The organism is Spirillospora sp. NPDC046719 (genome assembly GCF_040645715.1).
Classification (GTDB): domain Bacteria; phylum Actinomycetota; class Actinomycetes; order Streptosporangiales; family Streptosporangiaceae; genus Spirillospora.
Genome location: NZ_JBEYYT010000001.1, coordinates 52906 through 73234, shown reverse-complemented (window position 1 = coordinate 73234; position 20329 = coordinate 52906). Strand labels below are relative to the sequence as shown.

The following is a 20329-nucleotide window of genomic DNA, read 5'->3' as shown; positions in this document are numbered from 1 at the left end:
GGGTGCTTGGCCCGCTTACGGGGTGGACGTCCGGCGGGACGCCGGTCCGGGTACCCGAGCCCAAGGTCCGGACGCTGCTGGCGGCGCTGCTCACCGAGGCGCTCACCGAGCCGGGCCGAGCCGTCCCGGTGGACCGGCTGATCGACGCGCTGTGGGGCGAACGGCCGCCCCGGAACCCGGCGGGAACGCTCCAAGCCCGGGTCTCGCAGCTGCGGAGGGTCCTGGAGGACGCCGAGCCGGGCGCGCGGGCGCTGGTCGCCGCCCGCCCGCCCGGGTACGCGCTGGACGTGCCGCCGGACGCCGTGGACGCGGGCGAGTTCGCGGCGCTGCTCGTCCGGGCCGGGCGGACCGCCGATCCGGTCGCCAAGGCGCACCTGCTGGGGTCCGCGCTGGAGCTGTGGCGCGGGCCGGCGTTCGACGGGTTCGCGGACGCCCCGTTCGCCGAGGCGGCGGCCGCCGGCCTGGAGGAGCGCCGGCTGGCCGCCCTCGAAGAGCACGCCGAGGCGCGGCTCGACCTGGGCGAGCACGCGGCGGTCGCCGCCGAGCTGGCCGCGCCGGTCGCGGAGCACCCGCTCCGGGAGCGGTTGCGCGCCGCGCACCTGCGCGCCCTGTACCGCGCCGGACGCCGCGCCGAGGCGCTCACCGGCTACCACGACCTGCGGGAACGCCTCGCCGACGAGCTGGGCGTCGACCCCGGTCCGGAGCTGGCCGCGCTGTACCGGTCGATGCTGGAGCAGGATCCGTCGGAGGCCGAGCGCCCGCGGACGGCTCCGCGCCTGCCGGCCGTCCTCGGCGAGCTGATCGGGCGCGAACGCGAGGTCGAGCGCGCCCGCGCGCTGCTGGCCGCGCACCGGCTGGTGACGCTGACCGGCACCGGAGGCGTCGGGAAGACCCGGCTGGCGCTGGAGACGGCGGCCCGGTCGGCCGCCGTCCACCCGGACGGCGTCTGGTTCGTCGAGCTGGCGCCGGGCCGTCCGGCGACGTCCGCCGAGGTCGCCCGGCTGATCGGGCATGTCCTCGGCCTGCGCGACGAGACCGCGCCGGACCCCGGCGGCCCCGGCGGCCCGTCGGGCGCCGCCGGGCGCGTCGGCGAGGCGCTGCGCGGGCGGCGGGCGCTGCTCGTCCTGGACAACTGCGAGCACGTGGTCGAGCAGGTCGCGGAGCTGGCCGGGCGGCTGCTCGCCGCCGCGCCCGGCCTGCGGGTCCTCGCGACGTCGCGCGAGCCGCTCGGCCTGCCGGACGAGCGGCTGCTGGTCGTCCCGCCGCTGGACCTGCCCGGGCACGCGACGGCCCCGGACGCGCTCCTGGAGTCGGGCGCGGTCCGGCTGTTCGCGGCGCGGGCGTCGGCGGCGGACCCCGGGTTCGCGCTGGACGCGGCGTCGGCGCCGTGGGTCGCGTCGATCTGCCGGCGGCTGGACGGCGTCCCGCTCGCGCTGGAACTGGCGGCGACGCGCGTCCGGGCGTTCGGGGTGCGGGAGCTGGCGGCGCGGCTCGACGACCGGTTCCGCGTGCTGGCGGGCGGCCGGCGCGGCGGCCCGGAGCGGCAGCGGACGCTCCGCGCGGTGATCGACTGGAGCTGGGGCCTGCTCGGCGAGGACGAGCGGGCGGTGCTGCGGCGCCTCGCCGTCCACGCGGGCGGCTGCACGCTCGCGGCGGCTGAGGAGGTCTGCGGCGCGGACGCCGAGGTGCTGGCGCGCCTCGTGGACCGTTCGCTCGTCGTGCGCGCGCGGGACGACCGCTACCGCCTGCTGGAATCGGTCGCCGCCTACGGGCTGGAGCGGCTGCGCGAGGCGGGCGAGGAGAAGGAACTGCGGCACCGCCACATCCGGTACTACATCGACCTGGCCGAACGGGCGGACGGCGCACTACGGGGACCTGAGCAGCGCGAATGGCTGGAACGCCTCGATCAGGAGGGTGCCAACCTGCGCGCCGCCCTCGACCACGGGGCTGGGCTGCCGCTGGTGAACGCGCTGGGCTGGTACTGGTACCTGCGCGGACGGTTCGGCGAGGCCCGATACGCCTTCAAGGAGGCGCTGGCGGAGGCCGGTGCGGCCGAGCCCGGTCGGGTGGAGGCCGAGACGTGGCTGGCGGGTTTCACCATGCTGGCGGGCGAGACCACCGATTCCGAGCGCCTGCGCGTCGCCGCCCTTGAGCGCTACAAGGACCGGGAGACGTTCGCCTACGCGCGGGCGGAGTGGTTCCTGAGCCACGCCCACTGGGCCTATGGCGACATCACCGCGAACCAGGCTCGCGTCGAACATGCGCTCGCCGTGTTCCGCGCGCGCGCCGACCCCTGGTACACGGCCGCCGCGCTGGCGACCCGCGCCAAGTTCGCGATCGTCCACGGCGGCCTGGCGGCCATGGAGCGCGACGGCGGCGAGAGCATGGCGCTCTTCACCGCCCTGGGCGACGCGTGGGGCCGGCTGGAGGCGACCGACGCCCTCGGCCGCCGCGCCGAGATCACCGGCGACTACGCGGCGGCCGCCGCCCACCACCGCGCGGGCCTGCGGCTCGCCGAGGACCTCGGGATGTGGCCCGAGGTGTCGTTCCGCACGGCCGGGCTCGGCCGCGTCGCGCTGCTGACCGGCGCCCTCGACGAGGCCCGCGACCGGCACGAGGAGGCCCTACGGATCGCCACTCGGCAGGCCGCCCGGTCGCCGGAGGAGTTCGCCGAGGCCGGGCTCGGGCTGGTCGCGCGGGCCCGCGGCGACCTCGACGCCGCCGAGCGGCACCTGCGCGCCCCGCTCGGCTGGCTGCGCGGCATCGGCGGGACGGCCGGGATCGCGTTCCTGCACGCCCAGCTCGGGTACGTCGCGGAACTGCGCGGGGACGCGGAGGCCGCGCTCGCGCTGCACCTGGACGGGCTCGCCGGCGCGCGCGCCACCGGCGATCCGCGCGCCATCGCGCTCGCGCTCGAAGGGGTGGCGGGTGCGCGCGCGCTCGCGGGCGAGCACATCGCGGCGGCTCGGCTGCTCGGCGAGGCGTCCGCGCTGCGCGCGTCCGCCGGCGCCCCACTCCCGGAGGCCGAAATGGGCGATATCAACCGAGCTGTCGGGACGATCACGGCGGCGATCGGCGTTGCCCCGTTCAGGAGCGCATTCGAGCACGGCCGCGCGGCCGCGCGGGCGGAGGGAGCATCATGAGCGAGGATCTCGGTTTCGGATGGCAGGGCGACCGGCTGGACCTGCCCGCCTACCTCGAGCGCATCGGCTTCGACGGCGTCCCCCGGCCGGACGCCGCGACGCTGCGCGCGCTGCACCGAGCGCACGTCACCGCGATCCCGTTCGAGAATCTGGAGATCATGCTGGGCCGGCCGATCGAGCTGGACCTCGCGACCGTGCAGGGCAAGCTCGTCGACCGGCCGCGCGGCGGGTACTGCTTCGAGCACAACCGGCTGTTCGCCGCCGTGCTGGAGAGGATCGGCTTCGAGGTCACGGCGCTGACCGGCCGGGTGTCCATGGGGGCGGAGAAGGTGCTCCCGGGCACGCACGCGCTGCTGCACGTCCGCACGCCCGGGCAGGCCGCGGACGAGCCCGCGCTGCTGTGCGACGTCGGCTTCGGCGGCGGCCCGCTGGAGCCGCTGGAGTTCCCCGGCGGCGCGGACGTCGAGCAGGACGGCTGGGGCTTCCGGCTGCGTCCCGGCCGGGCCTCCGCGGCGCTGCCGGCGGGCGCCCAGGTGTGGGAGATGCACCAGCGCGGCCCGGACGGCTGGTTCAGGCGGCACTCGTTCCCCCTGGTCGAGGCGTTCCGCGTCGATTTCGACGTGCTGAACCACTACGTGGCGACGAGCCCGCGGTCGCCGTTCACGAGGCGGCCGTTCGTCCAGCGGTTCTCCCCCGAGGCGCACCTCGTGCTGGACGGGACGAAGCTGACGGTGACGCGGCCGTCCGGCGCGGGCGAGACGCGCACCGTGCCTCCGGTGCGGCTCCCGGACGTGCTCGCCGAGGAGTTCGGCATCGTCCTGGCGGACGACGACGCCCCCCGGCTCGTCAAGGCGGTGGACGGATTGAATCTAGACGTGTAATGTCCGGGTTATGCGAATCAGCGAGGGGGTCGAGTGGGCGGCGCACTGCCTGCTGCTGCTCGACTGGATGGACGAGGACCGGCCCGTGCCGACGGCACGGCTCGCGGCCGGCTTCGAACTTCCCCCGCCCTACCTGAACAAGCAGCTCCAGGCCCTGGTCAAGGCCGGTCTCGTGACCTCGACGCCGGGCGCGCGGGGCGGCTTCCGCCTCGCCCGCCCGCTGGAGAAGATCACGATGATGGACGTGGTGGCCGCGATCGAGGGGCCGGAGGAGGCGTTCCAGTGCACCGAGATCCGCGTCCGCGGCGTCGGGGCCGGCACCCCCGCGTCCGTCCTGCGGCGGCCCTGCGCCGTCAGCACCGCCATGCGGAAGGCGGAGCTCGCCTGGCGCAGGGCGCTGGCCGAGCAGACGCTCGCCGACGTCAGCGCGGCGGTGAAGCGCGGGGTGCCGGAGATCGAGGACAACGTGCGGGCCTGGTACGCGCGCAACTGACCACCTGACCACCTGACCGCCCGACCGCCCGACCACCTGACCGGCGCCGGAGCCGTTCCGGAGCGGCCTCGGCGCGCTTGAAATCTGGATATCCCCCATCTCAGAAAGGGAATTACTATGCAGCCACGGATGACCGGCCTCTCCGCCATCGCCCCCGGCGCCTACAAGGCGCTGCTCGACCTGGAGGGCGTGCTGGCCAAGAGCAGCGTCCCGAAGAGCACCCTCGAACTGGTCCGGCTCCGCGCCAGCCAGATCAACGGCTGCGGCTTCTGCGCCGACATGCACGCCTACGACGCCAAGAAGGACGGCGAGACCGACGAGCGCCTCTGGTCCGTCGCGGCCTGGCGCGAGTCCCCGTACTTCACCGACGAGGAGCGCGCCGCGCTCGCCCTCACCGAGGCCGCCACCCGCATCGCCGACAACCCCGCGGGCGTCCCCGACGACGTCTGGGACGAGGCCGCCGACGCCTACGACGAGGAGAGCCTGCTCTCCCTCATCATGTGCATCGCCGCGATCAACGCGTGGAACCGGATCAACGTCACGACCCGCCAGATCGCCGGCTCGATGCGCGCCTGAGAGGCCGCTCCCGGCCGGGACCAGTCGGGTGACGGATGCCCGGCCGGTCCCCCGGCTCCTAGCGTCGGCGACGACGAGAGGAGACGGCATGAGCGGGGAGAACGCGGTCACGAGCTGGATCGCGGAGGAGGCGCGGCCCGTCGCCGCGGGCTCGGCGGACGGGCCGCTCGGCGACCTGGAACCGCTGCGGGACGCGGCGGGCGGCGCGCGCGTGGCGGGCCTCGGCGCGGCGACGCGCGGCGCCCACGAGCTGTTCGTGCTCCAGCACCGCGTCCTGCGGTTCCTGGTGGAGGAACTGGGGTTCAGGACGCTCGCCCTGGAGGAGGACTGGACGAGCGGCCTGCGCCTCGACGCGTACGTCCGGACGGGCGAGGGCGACCCGCGCGCGCTGCTGTCCGACGCGTGGCTGCCGTGGCGGACCGAGGAGGTGCTCGACGCGCTGCTCTGGATCCGGCGCTTCAACGAGGACCACCCCGGCGACCCGGTCCGGGTGTTCGGGATGAACTTCACCACCGTCCGGGCATCGGCGTACGACCTGGTCACCGAGCACGTCCGGCGGGCCGCCCCCGGCGGGCTCGGCGAGATCCGGGAGCTGTACGCGCCGCTGCGGCCGGACGGCGACATCGACGAGCATGTGGGCCGGTTCCGCCGCGAGCCCGCCAAGCGCCCCCTCAGCGACCGGGCCGAGCAGGCGTACGCGCTGGTCAAGGACATCCCCGGCGACGATCTCGCGGTGCACGCCGCCCAGGCGATCGTGGACTTCCACCACTTCCACGGCCTGCCGTACGAGGAGATCATCCCGTTCAGCGAGCGGCGGATGGCGGCCAACCTGCTCTGGTGGCACGAGCGGACGCGCTCCAAGGTCGTCTACTGGGGCGGCATCGCGCACGCGGCGAGCGGCGAGCGCGTCACCAGCGGGCCGTCCGAGCGCACGAACACGGGCGGTCACCTGCGCAAGGAGCTCGGCGACGGCTACCTGGCGGTCGGGCTGACGTTCGACCACGGCGCGGTGCACGGCGGCGTCCCGGTCCCGCCGCCGCCCGCCGCGTTCGGCGACGCCGTCCTCGGGCAGGCGGGCCCGCCGCACTACCTGCTCGACCTGCGCGGACCGCGCCCGGCCGCGGTCGCCGCCTGGCTCGCCGCCCCCGCGCCGATCCGGGTGATCGGCCCCGGCTACCGTCCCGAGGACGACGCGGACCACGCGATGTCCGGCTCGTGCCCCGGCGCCCTCCTCGACCTCGTGTTCCACTCCCGCCAGGTCACCCCGGCCCGCCTTCTCAGGTGAGGTCGAGGTGCGGGAGCTCGCCTCGTGACGCGACGCCGAGCTTCGGATACGCCTTGTAGAGGTGGTAGCCGACGGTGCGGGGGCTGAGGAACAGCTGCGCGCCGATCTCCCGGTTGCTGAGGCCCGCCGCGGCGAGCCGGACGACCTGGAGCTCCTGCGGGGTGAGGCGGGCGGCGAGATCGTCGCGCCCCGCGTCCGCGCCGGCGGCGGCGAGGCTCTCGCCGGCCGCGCGCAGCTCGGTGCGGACGCGCTCCGCCCACGGCGCCGCGCCGAGCCGCTCGAACGCCTCCAGCGCCGAGTGGAGCTGGGCGCGGGCGTCGTTGCGGCGCCGCGAGCGCCGCAGCCACTCGCCGTAGAGCAGCTCGGTGCGGGCCCGCTCGAACGGCGTGCCGCCCTTGCGGTGCAGCTCGACGGCCTGCGCGAACAACGCGTCCGCCGCGTCGTCCGGGGCGAGGAGGGCGGCGCAGCGCAGCGCGATCGCCTCCGCCCACGGCCGCCCGATCTGCCGGGCCCAGCCGGTGTACCACTCGGCGGCGTCCTTCCCCGGCTCCGGACGGCCCGCGCGGACGGCGGCCTCGACGAGGTCGGGCAGGCTCGCGATCGCGCCCTGCCGGTTCGGCCCGCTCACCACGTCCGACAGCCGGGACAGCGCGGCCTCGTGGCGGCCGAGACCGAGATCGAGGAGCCCGCGCGCCGCCGCCGCGTGGACGCTGCTCGGCGGCACCGCGCGGGCCAGCGCCTCCTCGGTCAGCTCGGTGCAGCGCTCCTCGTCGCCCTCGATCGCGGCGAGGAGGCCGAGGACCGTCTGCAGGTAGACGCGGATGCGGTGCTGCCCGGTGTCGGCGGCGATCCGCAGGCCCTCCGTCGCGGCGGTGTGCGCGTCGCGGTGGTGGCCGAGCATCAGCCGCGCCCGCGCGCGGATCATCAGGATGGGCGCGAGCAGCCCGATCGCGCCCTGCGCGCGGTACCGCGCCTCCAGCTCGGCGGCCGTCTCGGCGGCGCCATCGAGGTCGCCGATCAGGATGTGCCACAGGGCGACGCGGACCCGGTCGCGCGGGCCGAAGCAGAGGTCCATCGCGGCCATGAGCTCGCGGAGCGCGGCGACGCCCCCGGTCATGTCGCCGGGCGCGGCGAGCGGGTTCTGCCCGGCGAACACCCGGGACAGGGCGCGCAGATGGGACGCGTTCGGCAGGTCCAGCTCGGTGCCGCGTGTCGCGATGGCGTCGACGGCCGCGTAGTCGCCCGCGTTCGCCGCGGCGCCCGCGGCCTGGAAGAACAGGTAGCCGGACAGGCGGGGATCCAGCTCGGCGACGGACGCGGCGGTCTCCGCGAACATCCGGTAGGCCTCCTTCGTCCGGTCCTGATCGTCGGCGAGGGACGCGCGGATCAGCGTCAGGTCGGCGCGCGCGACCGGGTCGTCCAGGTCGGTCTCGGCGCGCGCGGCCAGCTCGACGGCCCGCTCCGTCAGCCCGGCGAACGCGTACGCGCGCGCGGCGGCGGCCAAGCGGCGGCCGCGCGCGGCCGGGTCGGGGCTGAGCGCGGCCGCGGACTCGTACATCGCGGCGGCGGACGCGTCGCCGCCGGACTCCCGCTCGGTGCCCGCCGTCGACTCCAGGACGGCCGCGACGGCCTCGTCCGGCCCGGTCGCCGACCGGGCCAGGTGCCAGGCGTGGTGGCAGTGGTCGCCGCGGTCCCGGTACGTCTCCGCGAGCGCGCGGTGCGCCGCGATGCGCAGGCTCAGCGGCGCCTCGCCGTACGCGGCGGTGCGGACGATCGGGTGCCGCACCTCCAGCCGGCCGTCCGCGGTGGACCGCAGCAGGCCGCGCCGCTCGGCGGGCTCCAGGTCGTCGACGGACGCGCCGAGCCGCTCCGCCGCCCCCATGATCGCGGGGATCCCGCCCGCGTCGTCCACCGCGACGAGCAGCAGCAGCGTCCGGGACGGCTCCGGCAGCGCGGCGATCTTCTCGGCGAACGACCGGCGGATCCGCTCGTACGCCGAGGACGCGTCGTGCGCCTGCGTCCGGAGCCCGGGCAGTTCGAGGAGGGCCAGCGGATTGCCCATCGCGGCCGCGAGGATCTCGTGGTGGACGTGCCGGGGCAGTTCGGCGGCGTGCCGGGCGAGCAGCTCGGTAGCGGCGCCCTTGTCGAGCCCGCGCAGCCGCACCTCGGGCAGACCGGGCGCGGGGAACTCCGGCGCGTCCATGTCGCGGGCCGCGAACAGCAGCCCGACCGGCTCGGCCTCCAGGCGCCGCGCCGCGAACAGCAGCGCCTCGGCGGACGGACCGTCCAGCCAGTGCGCGTCGTCGACCAGGCAGAGCAGCGGCTTCTCCTCGGCGAGGTCGGCGAGAAGGGTCAGGACGGCCAGCCCCACGAGGAACCGGTCACCGCCGTCGGCGTCCTGGCGGGCGCCGATGTTGAGGGCGTTGCGCAGTGCGCGCGCCTGTGCGTCGGGCAGCGAATCGATCCGGTCCAGATGCCCGCTCAGAAGCATGTGGAGACCGGCGTACGGCATCCCGCTCTCGTACTCGACGCCCGTACCGCGCAGCACCCGCATGCCGGACGCTTCCGCAGCGGCATGGTCGAGAAGGGCGGTCTTGCCTATGCCTGCCTCACCGCGCAGTACGAGCGTCCGACCGCGCCCCTCGCGGACCTGACCGAGAAGCCGGTCGATCGCGGCCAGTTCCTCGTCCCGCCCGTACAACATGCCTTCACCCTAAGCGTTTATTCGCCTCCCACCCGAGTAGAGGAACCCCATGGCCGAACACAAGCGGGACGAGGACAAACCGCTCGCCGACCGCCGCGCCGAGGCGGGCGCGCCGCAGGAGGTCGACGACGACTTCGCCGAAGAGCACACCCCGAGCAAGACCGACCCCCCGAACGCCGAGGCCGAGGCCCCCGGCGGCGAGGACGAGGGCTACCGCCCGCAGACCCAGGCGCCCTAGCGGATCCCCCGGCCCCCGGGTCACGCGCTGTCGTCGTCGTGGTCCGAGCCGACCGTGACCCCCACGATGTCGGGCAGCTCGGCCAGGGTCGCGGCCAGGTCGGGGATCGAGCCGGCCCCCTCCAGCACCAGCGTCACCACCGCGTTCCACGGGCCGTGCCGCCCGGTCGCCTCGTCCCGGTCGCGGCGCTCGTCGCGGCCGCGGTCGGAGTCGTCCGGCAGGTACTCGCGGTCGACGTTGGCCTCCAGCACCGCGAACCCGCGCTGCGTGCACTCCACCAGCACCCGGCGCAGCGCGCCCCGCCCGTCCCGGTAGACCAGCCGCAGCCGGGCCACCCCGGCGGGCTGGAACCGCTCCATCGGCAGCCGCCGCGACAGCGCGCTCAGCCCGTACACCACCAGGAAGTGCCCGCCGGTCACCGCGATCGCCAGCAGCCACAGGCCGCCGCCCGCCGCCATCCCGACCGCCGCCGTCACCCACACCACCGCCGCGGTCGTCAGCCCGCGCACCGCGTCCCGCCGGACGAAGATCAGCCCGCCGCCGATGAAGCCGATGCCCGACACGATCTGCGCCGCCACCCGCGACGGGTCGAACGACACCGGCCCCGGCGCGTGCTGGAACCCGTACTTGCTGACCAGCATGAACAGCGCCGCGCCCAGCCCGACCAGGGTGTGCGTGCGCAGCCCCGCGCTCTTGTTGCGCAGCCCCCGCTCCAGGCCGATGCAGGCCGACAGCACCAGGGCGAGCAGCAGCTCCCCGATCTGCACGAGCCCCTGCCCCGCCGAAAGCTCCAGCACCTTCCGTCCCTACCCGTCCCTGTCCGCTCGTGTCCGCTCGTTCCCGGTGAGCCGCACGCCGAGGCCGCCCCGGGAGTCCGGGGCGGCCTCGGCGCCTGTCCGCTAGTCGGGGTGCGGGGGCTGCTGGTCCGGCGGTGTCCCGCCGCCCTTGCCGCCGCCCTTGTTCCCCTTGTCGGTGCCGTGCGCGTGGCCCTTCGCCCGCGTCGCCTTGGGGTCGGTGGCCTCCGGCGCCGGCTCCTCGGTCACGGCGGTCCGGCCGGACCGCCTCATCTCGGGCTGCTGCGGGTTCGGCATGATCCCCCTCCTATGCGCTGGACGGCTCGGGGCGCAGCGGGTCGTGGCCCACCGTCATCAGCTCGTGCCGCCACCGCTCGTTGCTCGCGCCGTCCGGCGGCGGGGCGTCCAGGTGCTCCTCGACGTAGTCCACGACCTGCCGCATCACGTCGGCGTCGCCGTCGGTGAGGTCCACCTTCCGCTTGCGCAGCAGGTCCACCACACGGGCGCCGAGCTCGGAGACGCCGGTTTCCGGCTCCGCCGGGAACGCCTCCTCGCCCGAGGCGTCCGTGAGCAGCCAGGTGCGCAGCTCGTCGGACGTCATGTTGACGAGCCGGTGGAAGTCCTCCCAGGCCAGCTCCGCCTCGGCCGGTATGCGATCGTTCATGGCGTTCGCCCTACCCGGTGTCGGCCGTCCCATTCGTCCGGCCGGTCGTCCGCCCGGCCGGCCGCCGGTTCGTCCGCCCGTGCGGCCCGGCGCGCCCGTTAGAGCGTCCCGCCGCGGGGAACACGCCCGGAATGGACCACTCCCGAGCCCCCGTTCTGGAAGCCCTGGCCGCCTACCACCGGGAGGGCCAGGTCCCGTTCACCCCGCCCGGCCACAAGCAGGGCCGCGGCGCCGACCCCCGCGCCCGCGAGGTGCTCGGCGACGCCGTGTACCGGTCGGACCTGCTCGCGATGTCGGGGCTGGACGACCGGACGTCCAGCAAGGGGGTCCTGGAGCACGCGCAGGAGCTGATGGCGGACGCCGTCCACGCCGACAAGACGTTCTTCTCCACCTGCGGAAGCTCGCTCTCGGTGAAGAGCGCGATGCTCTCGGTCGCCGGGCCGCACGAGAAGCTGCTGGTCGGGCGGGACGCGCACAAGTCCGTCGTGTCGGGGCTCATCCTGGCCGGCATCCGCCCGATCTGGGTGGAGCCGGAATGGGACGCGGAGCGGCACCTCGCCCACCCGCCGTCCGCCGGGGCCTACGCCGCCCGGTTCGACGAGCACCCCGACGCCAAGGGCGCCCTCGTCACCAGCCCCACCCCGTACGGGACGTGCGCGCACCTGTCGGCGATCGCCGAGGAGTGCCACAAGCGGGGCAAGCCGCTGATCGTGGACGAGGCGTGGGGCGCGCACCTGCCGTTCCACCCCGACCTGCCGACCTGGGCGATGGACTCCGGCGCCGACGTGTGCGTGACCAGCGTCCACAAGATGGGCGCGGGCCTCGAACAGGGCTCGGTGTTCCACCTCCAGGGGCATCTCGTCGACCCGGACGTGCTGAAGGCCCGCGAGGACCTGCTCGGCACGACCAGCCCGTCCGTCCTGCTGTACGCGGGCCTGGACGGGTGGCGCCGGCAGATGGTCGAGCACGGCCGCGAGCTGCTGGGCGACGCGCTGGAGCTGGCCGCCCGGGCCCGGTCCGAGCTGTCGGAGATGGGCTTCGACGTGCAGGGCCGCGATGAGTTCACCGGCCCCGGCCTCGCCCGGGACCTCGACCCGCTGCCGATCGTCGTCGACCTCGCCGGCCTCGGCACGAGCGGCTACCGCGTCGCCGACCGGCTGCGCGAGCACCACCGGATCAACATGCACCTGGCCGACCACCGCCGGATCAGCGCGCAGCTGACCTTCGCCGACGACAAGGACACCGTCGGGCAGCTCCTCGCCGCGTTCCGCGACCTGCGCGCGAACATCGGCTCGCTCACCGGCGCCCCCGAGGTGAAGGTGCCGCCGCCGGCCGAGCTGCGGCTCGAACAGGTCGTGCTGCCCCGCGACGCGTTCTTCGGCCCCGCCGAGCAGGTGCCCGCGGACCGGGCCGCCGGCCGCGTCTCCGCCGAGATGATCACCCCGTACCCGCCCGGCATCCCGGCCGTCCTGCCCGGCGAGCGGATCACCGGCCCCGTCATCGACTACCTGCGGACCGGCGTCGACGCCGGAATGGTCATCCCCGACACCGCCGACCCGGCGGTGAAGAGCGTCCGGGTGTTCATCGAACGCTGATGTAGTCCTCCAGCCGCGCGACGCTGAACCCGCGCTTCTCGATCTGCTTGAGCAGATCGGCGAACATCCGCGTCATCGTCTCGCCCTTGAGCTGCTTCGGGCCCCGGAAATGCGCGAGCAGGATGTCGCCCGGATGCAGTTCCTTCTTCGGGTCGTCGTACTGGAAGTCGTGGATCTGCATCGACGCCCGCCACATCACGATGCCGCTGATGCCGCATTCGCGCGCGGCCTGCTGCGTCAGCGAGTTCCACCGCCCGAAGGGCGGCCTGAGCAGCGTCGGCGCCGTCCCGTACTGCTCGGTGAGGGCGTCGCGGTCGCCGCAGATCTCGTGCTTCTGCCCTTCCAGGCCGAGCGTGGGCAGCACCGGATGGGTGATGGTGTGGTCCTGGACGCGGTTGCCGAGCGCCTGCAGCGGCTTGAAGTACCCGTAGTCGTCCTGGATGTCGTCCTTGGTGAGGAACATCGTGACGGGCACTTTGAGCTCGTTCATCATCTCGACGAACTTCGGGTCCTTCTCCTGCCCGTCGTCGAGGGTCACGAAGACGACGCGGTCCTTCGTGGGGACGCTTTCGAAGACCTTCGCGGGGCCCTTCCTCGGGAGTTCGAGCGGCTTGTCCACCGGCGGCGCGGGCGCGGGGACCAGCGGCTTCAGGCCCCATTTCCGCCAGACCGCCGCCGTGTCCGGCTGCTGCCCCACAGCGGGCGCCGCCGGACCGTGCGGCGCCGGGGCGGGCGGTGCCGCTCCCTTGGGCTTCTCCGTCGCGGACCGCTGGCACGCCGCGAGCGCGAGAGCGAGGACCGCGGCCCCCGCGACGACCCGGACAGACCGGCCCCAATAGTCCCCCATGGCGCAGAACTTACCGCCTTTCCCATGGGTCCACTGAGCGGCGTCCCGTCCCGCTCTGCCCTGCGTCCGGCCGGTTCAGGCCAAAAGCCGATCATGAAATCGGCGCCCCCTACGGTGGGCCGGTGTCGGACGCGCAGACCACCCGCCCGGACCCGCCCGGGCCCGTCGCCTGGCCCGCCTACGACCCGCGGCCGCCCATGCAGGCGGAGCCGGTCCGGGCCGTGCCGCGGATCGTGCGGGCGTTCGGCGCCGTCCTCGGCGTGCAGGCGCTGGTCGCGTTCGCCGTCCTGCTCGTCCTGAACAGCTACCGGCGGTCCGCCGCGGGGTGGCTGCTGCCGCTCATCGGCGTGGCCGACCTCGCCGCCACCCTCCAGATCTGCTGGCTGGCGATCCGCGACATCCGGCTCCTCGGCGGCCGGACGGCGGGCCCGCGGCTCCTCCTCACCACGCTGGTCCTGCTGCTTGCAGCCGCGCTGGCGGGCGGCGCCTACGCCTTCCACCGGCACGCCACCGCGCCCGTCCGGGGCGCCCTCGGCAGCCCGGTCCAGGACGGCGACCTGGCGTTCACCGCGTCCGGCCCCTGGTGCGGCGTGAAGGTCAAGGGGATCGCCGCCACGGGCGCCTGGTGCCGTGTCCGGCTGACGGCGGCCAACACCGGCTCCGCGCCCCTCCGCCTGGACGCGGCGGCGCAGCGCCTGCGCGGCGGCGACGGCGAGCGGTCCGGTTCGCTGCTCCTCGGCCCGTCGCGCTCGAAGAAGTACGTGCGGGCGGCGTCCCGGCCGCTGCCCGCCGGCTCGTCCTTCAGCGGCTACCTGCTCTTCGACGTCCCGCCCGGCTTCGCCGCCCGCGCGCTGGAACTCCACGCCGCCGGCGGGAGCCGGGGCGTCCGGATCGAGATCGAGGGCGCCTGACGGGTCAGGCGTCGGCGCGCAGGGGGCCGGACGGCAGCCCGAAACGGGCGGGGACGCCGGGCGAGTACAGGACGCTCACCGGTTCGCCGCCCGGCGCGGGCAGCCCGGCGGCGGCCACCAGGTCCTCATCGCATTTCAGCAGTTCGGCGCGGTGCAGCGGCCAGCGCGGATGGGCGTTCCGCAGGAACATCGTCCGGCCGAAGGAGGCATTGTGCAGCCCCCACCGGGCGGTCAGGAAATGCTCCAGGCCCGTCGGCTCATCGATCCGCTCCCCGACGCGGACGACCATTCTGCAGCCCGCGCCGCGCGGCCCCGGCCAGCGCCTCGAACCGATATAGGAGACGGTGTCGCCGACGCGCCGGACCGACATCCGCGACCACAGGTAAGGCAGCCCGAAACCGATCCTCCCGAAGAGCACGGGGATAAGGCGCGAGGCGTCCATGGAACGGAACACGACGCCGCGCCGGCCGTTCCCGTCCACCGAATAGAGGCGGACGTTCGTCTCGGGGAAACGGCTGAGATACGGGACGCCGGGAAACCGGAGCCAGCCGACGCGGTGCATCCGGAAGGCGATCAGGCCCACGTGGGCGGCGCCGTCGAAGGTGTCCGGCCGGGTGCCCGCCGGGAGGAGTCTCGCCACGTCGGCGGGGTCGGCGGTCCAGTGCACCATCGTCACGTCCAGCCAGGACTGGGTGAGCAGCGGGCGGTCGATCGTGCCCGGTGGATCGGGCGTGACCGGTTCGGCGGGCGCGCTGCGGGACGGCACCCGGCCAGTTTAGGCGGCGGCCCCCGCCCGGCCGGGGCGCGGGATCAGCCGGAAGGCCACGAAGGCCGGAACCTGGCTCAGCGAAGCGTGGTCGTCGGGATGGCTTTCGGCCATCTCCGGAACGGGACGGGGTTCGAGGAGTTCGTCGATCAGGAACCCGGCGCGGCGGAATTCGGCGCAGATGTCGGTCAGCGGCATGCGCCAGGCGCGGATCGGCCAGTCGCGCTCATCGCTGAGCGATTCCTCGACGGGTGCCACGTCGAAGTAGGAGCCCCCGAGCCGCAGCCATTTCGACGTCGGATGCTCCGTCGACAGCACCAGCGCCCCGCCCGGCGCGAGAATGCGGCGCAGTTCCTTGAGCAGCGCGACGCGGTCGTCCAGGTAATGGATCGCGAGGGCGAGGACGGCCAGGTCGGCCGTCCCGTCCGGGACCCAGTCGAGCGGCTCGGCCAGGTCGTGGACGCGCAGGTCCGCGCGGCCCCCGGTGCGCTCGCGGGCCAGCTCCACGAACCTCGGGCTCGCGTCGCAGCCCAGCACCCGGGCCCCGCGTTCCTGCAGCTCGGCGGCGTAGAGGCCGGGTCCGCACGCGGCGTCGAACACGGTCATGCCGCGCACGTCCCCGGCGAGGCCCAGCACGGCCGGACGGTCGTAGAGCGCGTTGTGGGGGCTCACTTCGGCGTGCGCGGCGTACTCGTCGGCGAAGCGGTCGTACATGCGTCCGATCGTGCCAGACCCGTCGCCGGACGGCGCGCCTGCGCGGGACGCGCGGTCGCGCCGACCGGGGCGCGGGGTCAGGTCTCCGAGGCGCCCGCGGTCGCCGCTCCCTCCTCCCCTCCCGGCGCGCCCGCCTCGTCTCCGGCCGCGCCCGCCGCGCCCGCCGCGCGCGGAGCACCGCCGGCCGGGTCGGCCGCCGCGCCGGCGCCCTCGCCGGGACGCTGCGCCCGGCGCTGGGCCTCGCGGGCGCGCTCGGCCACCCGCGCCAGCTCCGCGACCCGCGCCTCGTCGCGGGTGAGGTTCTCGCCGCTCGCCGGATCGAAGATGTGGATCTTCGAGGTGTCGATCCACAGCTCCGCCTCGTCGCCCGGCGTGATCCCGCTGGACGCGTCCAGCGCCACCACCGCCTGCGTGCGCAGCTGGTCGCTGTCCAGCTCGCGGGACAGGTCGCGGAGCTGCGCGGCGAGGTCGGCCGGCGCCTCGTACGGGACGTAGGCGTACAGCTCGTTGCCGAGCCACTCGGTGACGTCGACGCGCGCGCTGACCGTGCTGCCGCGCGCCTTCCTCTCCGCGCCGACCAGCGCGGCGTCCTCGAAGTGCTCGGGGCGGATCCCGACGAGCACGACGTCGCGGCCCGCCACCGCGGCGGCCTTGCGCTCGTCGCCGACCTCGAAGCGGCCGAGCGGGGTGTCGAGCGCCGTGCCGTCGACGGACGCGGGCAGGAAGTTCATCGACGGCGAGCCGATGAACCCCGCGACGAACAGGTTGACCGGCTCCTCGTACAGCTCGCGCGGGCTCCCGACCTGCTGCAGGACGCCCTTGCGCAGCACCGCGACGCGGTCGCCGAGCGTCATCGCCTCCGTCTGGTCGTGCGTGACGTACACGGTGGTGACGCCGAGCCGGCGCTGGAGCCGCGAGATCTCCGTGCGCATCTGGCCGCGCAGCTTGGCGTCCAGGTTGGACAGCGGCTCGTCGAACAGGAACGCGTTCGCCTGCCGGATGATCGCGCGGCCCATCGCGACGCGCTGCCGCTGCCCGCCGGACAGGTTCGCCGGCTTGCGGTCCAGGTGCTCGGTGAGTTCGAGCAGCTCGGCGGTCTCCCGGACGCGGCGGTCGACCTCCTCGCGCGGCACCTTCGCCAGCCGCAGCGGGAACGCGATGTTCTCGAACACCGTGAGGTGCGGGTACAGGGCGTAGTTCTGGAACACCATCGACAGGTTCCGCTGCCGCGGCGCGATCTTGTTGACGACCCGCTCGCCGATGCGCATCTCACCGCCGGTGATGTCCTCCAGCCCGACGATCATCCGCAGCAGGGTGGACTTGCCGCAGCCGGACGGCCCGACGAGGATCATGAACTCGCCGTCCCGCACGTCCAGGGACACCTCGTTCACGGCCGGGAACCCGTCGCCGTACCGCTTGACGATGTTCTTCATGGTGATGGCGGCCATGCTTCAACCCCCTCGGGCCCTCAGCCCTTGACTGCGCCGGACGTCAGCCCGGCGACGATGCGGCGCTGGAACGCCAGGACGATGACGACGATCGGGACGGTCACCACGACCGCCGCCGCGCAGATGGCGGTCGTCGGCTGCTGGAACTCCGACGCGCCGGTGAAGAACGCCAGCGCGGCGGGCACGACCCGGGCCCGGTCCGACGACGTCAGCGAGATCCCGAACACGAAGTCGTTCCAGCAGAAGAAGAAGGTGAGGATCGCGGCGGTGAACACGCCGGGCGCGGCCAGCGGGACGATCACCTTGCGGAACGCCTGCCAGGTCGTCGCGCCGTCCACCTGCGCGGCCTGCTCCATCTCCCACGGGATCTCGCGGAAGAACGCCGACAGCGTCCAGATCGCGAGGGGCAGCGCGAACGAGATGTACGGGATGATCAGCCCCGGCCACGTGTCGTACAGGCCGACGTCGCGCCACAGGTCGAACAGCGGCCCGACCAGCGACACGACCGGGAACATCGCGATCGCGAGGGCGAACGACAGGATCGCCTTCTTGCCGGGGAACTCCAGCCGGGCGATCGCGTACGCGACGAGCGTGGCGAACACGACGCCGATCACGGTCGCGATCAGCGAGATGCCGATTGAGTTGATCAGCGCGGCGGTGAACAGGTCGGTCTTGAAGACCGTCCGGTAGTTGTCCCAGGTCCAGTGGTGCGGCAGGAAGCCCTTCTGGTTGCCGATCTCGCCGGGCTGCTTGAACGACAGCATCACGATCCACAGGATCGGGAACACCGTCCACACGAGGATCAGCAGGGACGCGACGGCCCACAGCCATTTCGAACGGGCGGTCTCCATCACTTCTCGCCTCCCCCGCGCTCGCCGCGCGCCTGCGCCAGGTCGACACGGAACCCCTTGATGAACACGACCGCGATGAGGACCACCGACAGGAACAGCAGCACGCCGACCGCGTCGCCGAGCCCGATCGCGGTCCGGGTGATCGTCTGCCGGTAGGTGAGGAACGACAGCGTCTCGGTCTTCTGCTGGCCGGACGTCATGACGAAGACGTTGTCGAAGATCCGCCACGCGTCGAGCGTGCGGAACAGCACCGCGACGAGGATCGCGGCCTTCATGTTGGGGATCGTCACCCGGCGCAGCCGCTGCCACGCCGTCGCGCCGTCCACGGTCGCGGCCTCGCCGAGGTCGCCCGGCACCTGCGCCAGCCCGGCGAGGAGCAGCAGCGACACGAACGGGGTCGTCTTCCAGATCTCGGACAGGACGATCACGGTCATCGAGGACCAGCGGCCGGAGAACCAGGCGTAGTCGCCGAGCCCGAACCAGGAGTTCACGAACCCCGACTGGAGGTCGAACGCGTACTTCCAGGCGAACGCGGAGATCACCGTGACGATCCCGTAGGGCAGCAGGATCGCGGTGCGGACGGTCCGCCGCGCGAAGACGGCCCGGTGCATCACCATCGCGAGCGCGAACCCGATGACGAGCTCCACCGCGACGGTGACGAAGGTGATGACGAAGGTGGTGAGGACGTCCTGCCAGAACAGCGGGTCGGACAGCGCCGTCCCGTAGTTGGCGAGGCCGACGAAGCGGCGGTCGTCCGGCGCGGTGATCCGGTAGCTGAACAGCGACAGGTACAGGGCGTTGACCAGCGGGTACGCGGTCACGACCAGCATGACGAGCACGGCCGGGGCGGACAGCAGGAGGCCGAGCCGGCGTTCGGCGCGGCCGCGGTCGGAGATCTCCGCCGCGGGCGCCGCGGGTCTTCCGGCGGCGGGGGCGGTGTGCACTGCGGTCATCGTCGGTCCCTTCAGAGCAGGCGCTGGTCGCGCAGGACCTGGTGGACGAACGTGGCGGACTCGCGCGGCGTCGAGTTCGGGTTCACCGACGCCGGCGGGTGCCAGCGGCTCTGGATCGCGCCGGACACGTCGGTGTAGTACGGCGTGATCGGGCGCGGCGCCGCCGCGTTGATCGAGTCGCGGATCAGTCCCGCCATCGGGAACTGCTTCTGGATCTCCGGGTCGTCGTAGACGGCCGGACGCGCCGCCGGGTTGCCCTCGGCGAGCATGTACTCCTTCTGGTGCTCGGTGGAGGTGATGCAGGTGACCGCGTCCACGGCGAAGGTGTTCTTGTACTTGCCGTAGGCGCCGATCGCGACCTCGATGCCGCCGAACGGCGGCTTGCTGTCCTGGCCGGCCGCCACCTTCGGGTAGCGGGCCCAGCCGATGTCGGACGGGATCGCCTTGCCGATGACGCCGGCCTTGGCGTCGCTGGCGTCGGCGGCCCAGATGTAGGGCCAGTTGACCATGAAGCCGCCGCGCGCGCCGTTGAACAGGGCGCGGGCCTGCTCCTCGATGTCGGTGGACAGCGTCGGGCTCGCGGCCCGGGAGGTCGCCAGCCGGTGGACGATCGTCGCCGCGGCCCGCCCGGCCGGGGAGTCGATCTCGATCCGCGCGTTGTCGCCCTTCTGCGCCTCGCCGACCACCTGACCGCCGGCGGACGCGACGAGGGCGTTGATCCACACCATGTAGCCCTCGTACTTGTTGGCCTGCACGCCGACGGTGGTGCCGGTGCGCAGCGCCGCGTCGATCATCTTGTCCCAGGTGAAGTCGGGCGCGTTCGGATCGACGCCGGCCTTCTTCACGGCGGACTTGCGGTACCAGAGCAGTTGCGTGTTCGCCCAGAACGGCGCGGCGTACAGCTTCCCGTCCCAGGTGGAGCTCTGCACCGCCACCGGGAACACGCCCTGCGTGAACCGCGCCGCCTGGCTCGCCGGGAACGGCCGCAGGAACCCGGCGTTCGCGGCCTCCGCGACGAACACCGGGTCGAGGCTCATCAGGTCGAGCCCGCCGTCCTTGGCGGCCAGCCGCCGGACGAGCTGCTCGCGCTGCTGCGTGGCGTCGTCCGGCATCAGCGAGGTCTTGATCTTGAATTTCCCGCCGGACGCCTTGGAGCAGGCGGCGGCGAGCTTGTCCTGCCCGCCGTTGTCGGGGTTGATGTACCAGTTCAGGGTGGGGGTGCCGCCGCCTCCGCAGGCGGCGAGGCCGCCCGCCGCCAGCGCCAGCGCGACCGCGGCTCTCAGTGCGGTACCGGTTCTGCGTGCTCGTCCGACTCCCTCGACCATCGGGCCTCCCGAAGCCACCCACCATGTGCGGGCGCTTCGCCGGAACGCATCCATGGCGGGTCCGATTTCATGAGAACACCGGAATGCGTAACTGTCGAGATGCGAAGAGTGAGGTGGTGAGGGGAACGAAACGCACCGGCA

Annotated in this window: 19 protein-coding genes; 8 read left to right on the top strand and 11 right to left on the bottom strand. The window is 74.0% G+C overall.

The features are described from left to right. Positions 1-2 precede the first annotated feature (2 nt). From ABZ914_RS00325 to ABZ914_RS00305, 5 genes are all read left to right on the top strand, one after another. On the top strand, positions 3-3143 hold the full coding sequence (locus ABZ914_RS00325) for an AfsR/SARP family transcriptional regulator (RefSeq protein WP_500190529.1): 3141 nt from the start codon (positions 3-5) through the stop codon (positions 3141-3143). Then, the gene (locus ABZ914_RS00320; RefSeq protein ID WP_500190527.1) at positions 3140-4024 is read left to right on the top strand and encodes an arylamine N-acetyltransferase family protein; all 885 of its coding nucleotides are present in this window, start codon (positions 3140-3142) and stop codon (positions 4022-4024) included. The genes ABZ914_RS00325 and ABZ914_RS00320 overlap by 4 nt, the downstream gene beginning before the upstream one ends. A gap of 10 nt (positions 4025-4034) precedes the next feature. Further along, positions 4035-4517: an RrF2 family transcriptional regulator gene (locus ABZ914_RS00315; RefSeq protein WP_500190525.1), complete on the top strand. Its 483-nt coding sequence runs from the start codon at positions 4035-4037 to the stop codon at positions 4515-4517. Between the two features lie 129 nt (positions 4518-4646). Continuing rightward, complete coding sequence (locus ABZ914_RS00310; RefSeq protein WP_500190523.1) at positions 4647-5093, top strand: carboxymuconolactone decarboxylase family protein; 447 nt, start codon at positions 4647-4649, stop codon at positions 5091-5093. An 88-nt stretch (positions 5094-5181) separates the two neighbouring features. Next, a complete protein-coding gene (locus tag ABZ914_RS00305) occupies positions 5182-6378 on the top strand; it encodes an erythromycin esterase family protein (protein WP_500190521.1) in 1197 nt (398 codons plus the stop codon). Here the strand turns inward: ABZ914_RS00305 and ABZ914_RS00300 are convergent. After that, on the bottom strand, positions 6371-9082 hold the full coding sequence (locus ABZ914_RS00300) for a helix-turn-helix transcriptional regulator (protein WP_500190519.1): 2712 nt from the start codon (positions 9080-9082) through the stop codon (positions 6371-6373). The two genes, ABZ914_RS00305 and ABZ914_RS00300, sit on opposite strands and share 8 nt — an antisense overlap. 49 nt (positions 9083-9131) lie before the next feature. Here ABZ914_RS00300 and ABZ914_RS00295 point away from each other — a divergent pair, with 49 nt between their 5' ends. Then, entirely contained in the window at positions 9132-9320 is a 189-nt protein-coding gene (locus tag ABZ914_RS00295; protein WP_190855897.1) for a hypothetical protein, read from the top strand. 20 nt (positions 9321-9340) lie between these two features. Here the strand turns inward: ABZ914_RS00295 and ABZ914_RS00290 are convergent, their stop codons facing one another. From ABZ914_RS00290 to ABZ914_RS00280, 3 genes are all read right to left on the bottom strand, one after another. Next, positions 9341-10117: an MgtC/SapB family protein gene (locus ABZ914_RS00290; protein WP_500190517.1), complete on the bottom strand. Its 777-nt coding sequence runs from the start codon at positions 10115-10117 to the stop codon at positions 9341-9343. 102 nt (positions 10118-10219) lie between these two features. Beyond that, positions 10220-10411, bottom strand: coding sequence for a hypothetical protein (locus tag ABZ914_RS00285; RefSeq protein ID WP_173097109.1), 192 nt, complete (start codon positions 10409-10411; stop codon positions 10220-10222). Between the two features lie 10 nt (positions 10412-10421). Beyond that, positions 10422-10778: a DUF3140 domain-containing protein gene (locus ABZ914_RS00280; protein WP_190855900.1), complete on the bottom strand. Its 357-nt coding sequence runs from the start codon at positions 10776-10778 to the stop codon at positions 10422-10424. A 131-nt stretch (positions 10779-10909) separates the two neighbouring features. On the opposite strand from ABZ914_RS00280, the gene ABZ914_RS00275 reads away from it, so the two are divergent. Further along, positions 10910-12373, top strand: coding sequence for an aminotransferase class I/II-fold pyridoxal phosphate-dependent enzyme (locus tag ABZ914_RS00275; protein WP_500190515.1), 1464 nt, complete (start codon positions 10910-10912; stop codon positions 12371-12373). Here ABZ914_RS00275 and ABZ914_RS00270 read toward each other — a convergent pair. Beyond that, on the bottom strand, positions 12360-13220 hold the full coding sequence (locus ABZ914_RS00270) for a polysaccharide deacetylase family protein (protein ID WP_500190513.1): 861 nt from the start codon (positions 13218-13220) through the stop codon (positions 12360-12362). The two genes, ABZ914_RS00275 and ABZ914_RS00270, sit on opposite strands and share 14 nt — an antisense overlap. A 122-nt stretch (positions 13221-13342) precedes the next feature. On the opposite strand from ABZ914_RS00270, the gene ABZ914_RS00265 reads away from it, so the two are divergent. Continuing rightward, positions 13343-14131, top strand: a complete 789-nt coding sequence (locus ABZ914_RS00265) for a DUF4352 domain-containing protein (protein ID WP_500190512.1) — start codon at positions 13343-13345, stop codon at positions 14129-14131. A 4-nt stretch (positions 14132-14135) separates the two neighbouring features. On the opposite strand, the gene ABZ914_RS00260 is transcribed toward ABZ914_RS00265, so the two are convergent. From ABZ914_RS00260 to ABZ914_RS00235, 6 genes are all read right to left on the bottom strand, one after another. Continuing rightward, entirely contained in the window at positions 14136-14897 is a 762-nt protein-coding gene (locus tag ABZ914_RS00260) for a YqjF family protein (protein WP_500190510.1), read from the bottom strand. 9 nt (positions 14898-14906) lie between these two features. Further along, the gene (locus tag ABZ914_RS00255; protein WP_500190508.1) at positions 14907-15611 is read right to left on the bottom strand and encodes a class I SAM-dependent methyltransferase; all 705 of its coding nucleotides are present in this window, start codon (positions 15609-15611) and stop codon (positions 14907-14909) included. Positions 15612-15688: 77 nt separating this feature from the next. After that, on the bottom strand, positions 15689-17059 hold the full coding sequence (locus ABZ914_RS00250) for an ABC transporter ATP-binding protein (RefSeq protein WP_500190507.1): 1371 nt from the start codon (positions 17057-17059) through the stop codon (positions 15689-15691). A gap of 20 nt (positions 17060-17079) precedes the next feature. Next, positions 17080-17910, bottom strand: a complete 831-nt coding sequence (locus tag ABZ914_RS00245) for a carbohydrate ABC transporter permease (RefSeq protein ID WP_190867306.1) — start codon at positions 17908-17910, stop codon at positions 17080-17082. After that, the gene (locus ABZ914_RS00240) at positions 17910-18863 is read right to left on the bottom strand and encodes a carbohydrate ABC transporter permease (protein ID WP_433146091.1); all 954 of its coding nucleotides are present in this window, start codon (positions 18861-18863) and stop codon (positions 17910-17912) included. Before ABZ914_RS00240 ends, ABZ914_RS00245 begins: the two co-directional genes overlap by 1 nt. Before the next feature lie 11 nt (positions 18864-18874). Next, entirely contained in the window at positions 18875-20188 is a 1314-nt protein-coding gene (locus ABZ914_RS00235) for an extracellular solute-binding protein (RefSeq protein ID WP_500190504.1), read from the bottom strand. Positions 20189-20329 lie beyond the last annotated feature (141 nt).

Bases quoted from the DNA above. Each gene is read 5' to 3' on its own strand.
- ABZ914_RS00315 (WP_500190525.1), top strand. From the start codon at position 4,035: ATGCGAATCAGCGAGGGGGTCGAGTGGGCGGCGCACTGCCTGCTGCTG.
- ABZ914_RS00275 (WP_500190515.1), top strand. From the start codon at position 10,910: ATGGACCACTCCCGAGCCCCCGTTCTGGAAGCCCTGGCCGCCTACCAC.
- ABZ914_RS00300 (WP_500190519.1), bottom strand. From the start codon at position 9,082: ATGTTGTACGGGCGGGACGAGGAACTGGCCGCGATCGACCGGCTTCTC.
- ABZ914_RS00270 (WP_500190513.1), bottom strand. From the start codon at position 13,220: ATGGGGGACTATTGGGGCCGGTCTGTCCGGGTCGTCGCGGGGGCCGCG.
- ABZ914_RS00295 (WP_190855897.1), top strand. From the start codon at position 9,132: ATGGCCGAACACAAGCGGGACGAGGACAAACCGCTCGCCGACCGCCGC.
- ABZ914_RS00280 (WP_190855900.1), bottom strand. From the start codon at position 10,778: ATGAACGATCGCATACCGGCCGAGGCGGAGCTGGCCTGGGAGGACTTC.
- ABZ914_RS00285 (WP_173097109.1), bottom strand. From the start codon at position 10,411: ATGCCGAACCCGCAGCAGCCCGAGATGAGGCGGTCCGGCCGGACCGCC.
- ABZ914_RS00245 (WP_190867306.1), bottom strand. From the start codon at position 17,910: ATGGAGACCGCCCGTTCGAAATGGCTGTGGGCCGTCGCGTCCCTGCTG.
- ABZ914_RS00255 (WP_500190508.1), bottom strand. From the start codon at position 15,611: ATGTACGACCGCTTCGCCGACGAGTACGCCGCGCACGCCGAAGTGAGC.
- ABZ914_RS00320 (WP_500190527.1), top strand. From the start codon at position 3,140: ATGAGCGAGGATCTCGGTTTCGGATGGCAGGGCGACCGGCTGGACCTG.
- ABZ914_RS00250 (WP_500190507.1), bottom strand. From the start codon at position 17,059: ATGGCCGCCATCACCATGAAGAACATCGTCAAGCGGTACGGCGACGGG.
- ABZ914_RS00305 (WP_500190521.1), top strand. From the start codon at position 5,182: ATGAGCGGGGAGAACGCGGTCACGAGCTGGATCGCGGAGGAGGCGCGG.
- ABZ914_RS00235 (WP_500190504.1), bottom strand. From the start codon at position 20,188: ATGGTCGAGGGAGTCGGACGAGCACGCAGAACCGGTACCGCACTGAGA.
- ABZ914_RS00240 (WP_433146091.1), bottom strand. From the start codon at position 18,863: ATGACCGCAGTGCACACCGCCCCCGCCGCCGGAAGACCCGCGGCGCCC.
- ABZ914_RS00310 (WP_500190523.1), top strand. From the start codon at position 4,647: ATGACCGGCCTCTCCGCCATCGCCCCCGGCGCCTACAAGGCGCTGCTC.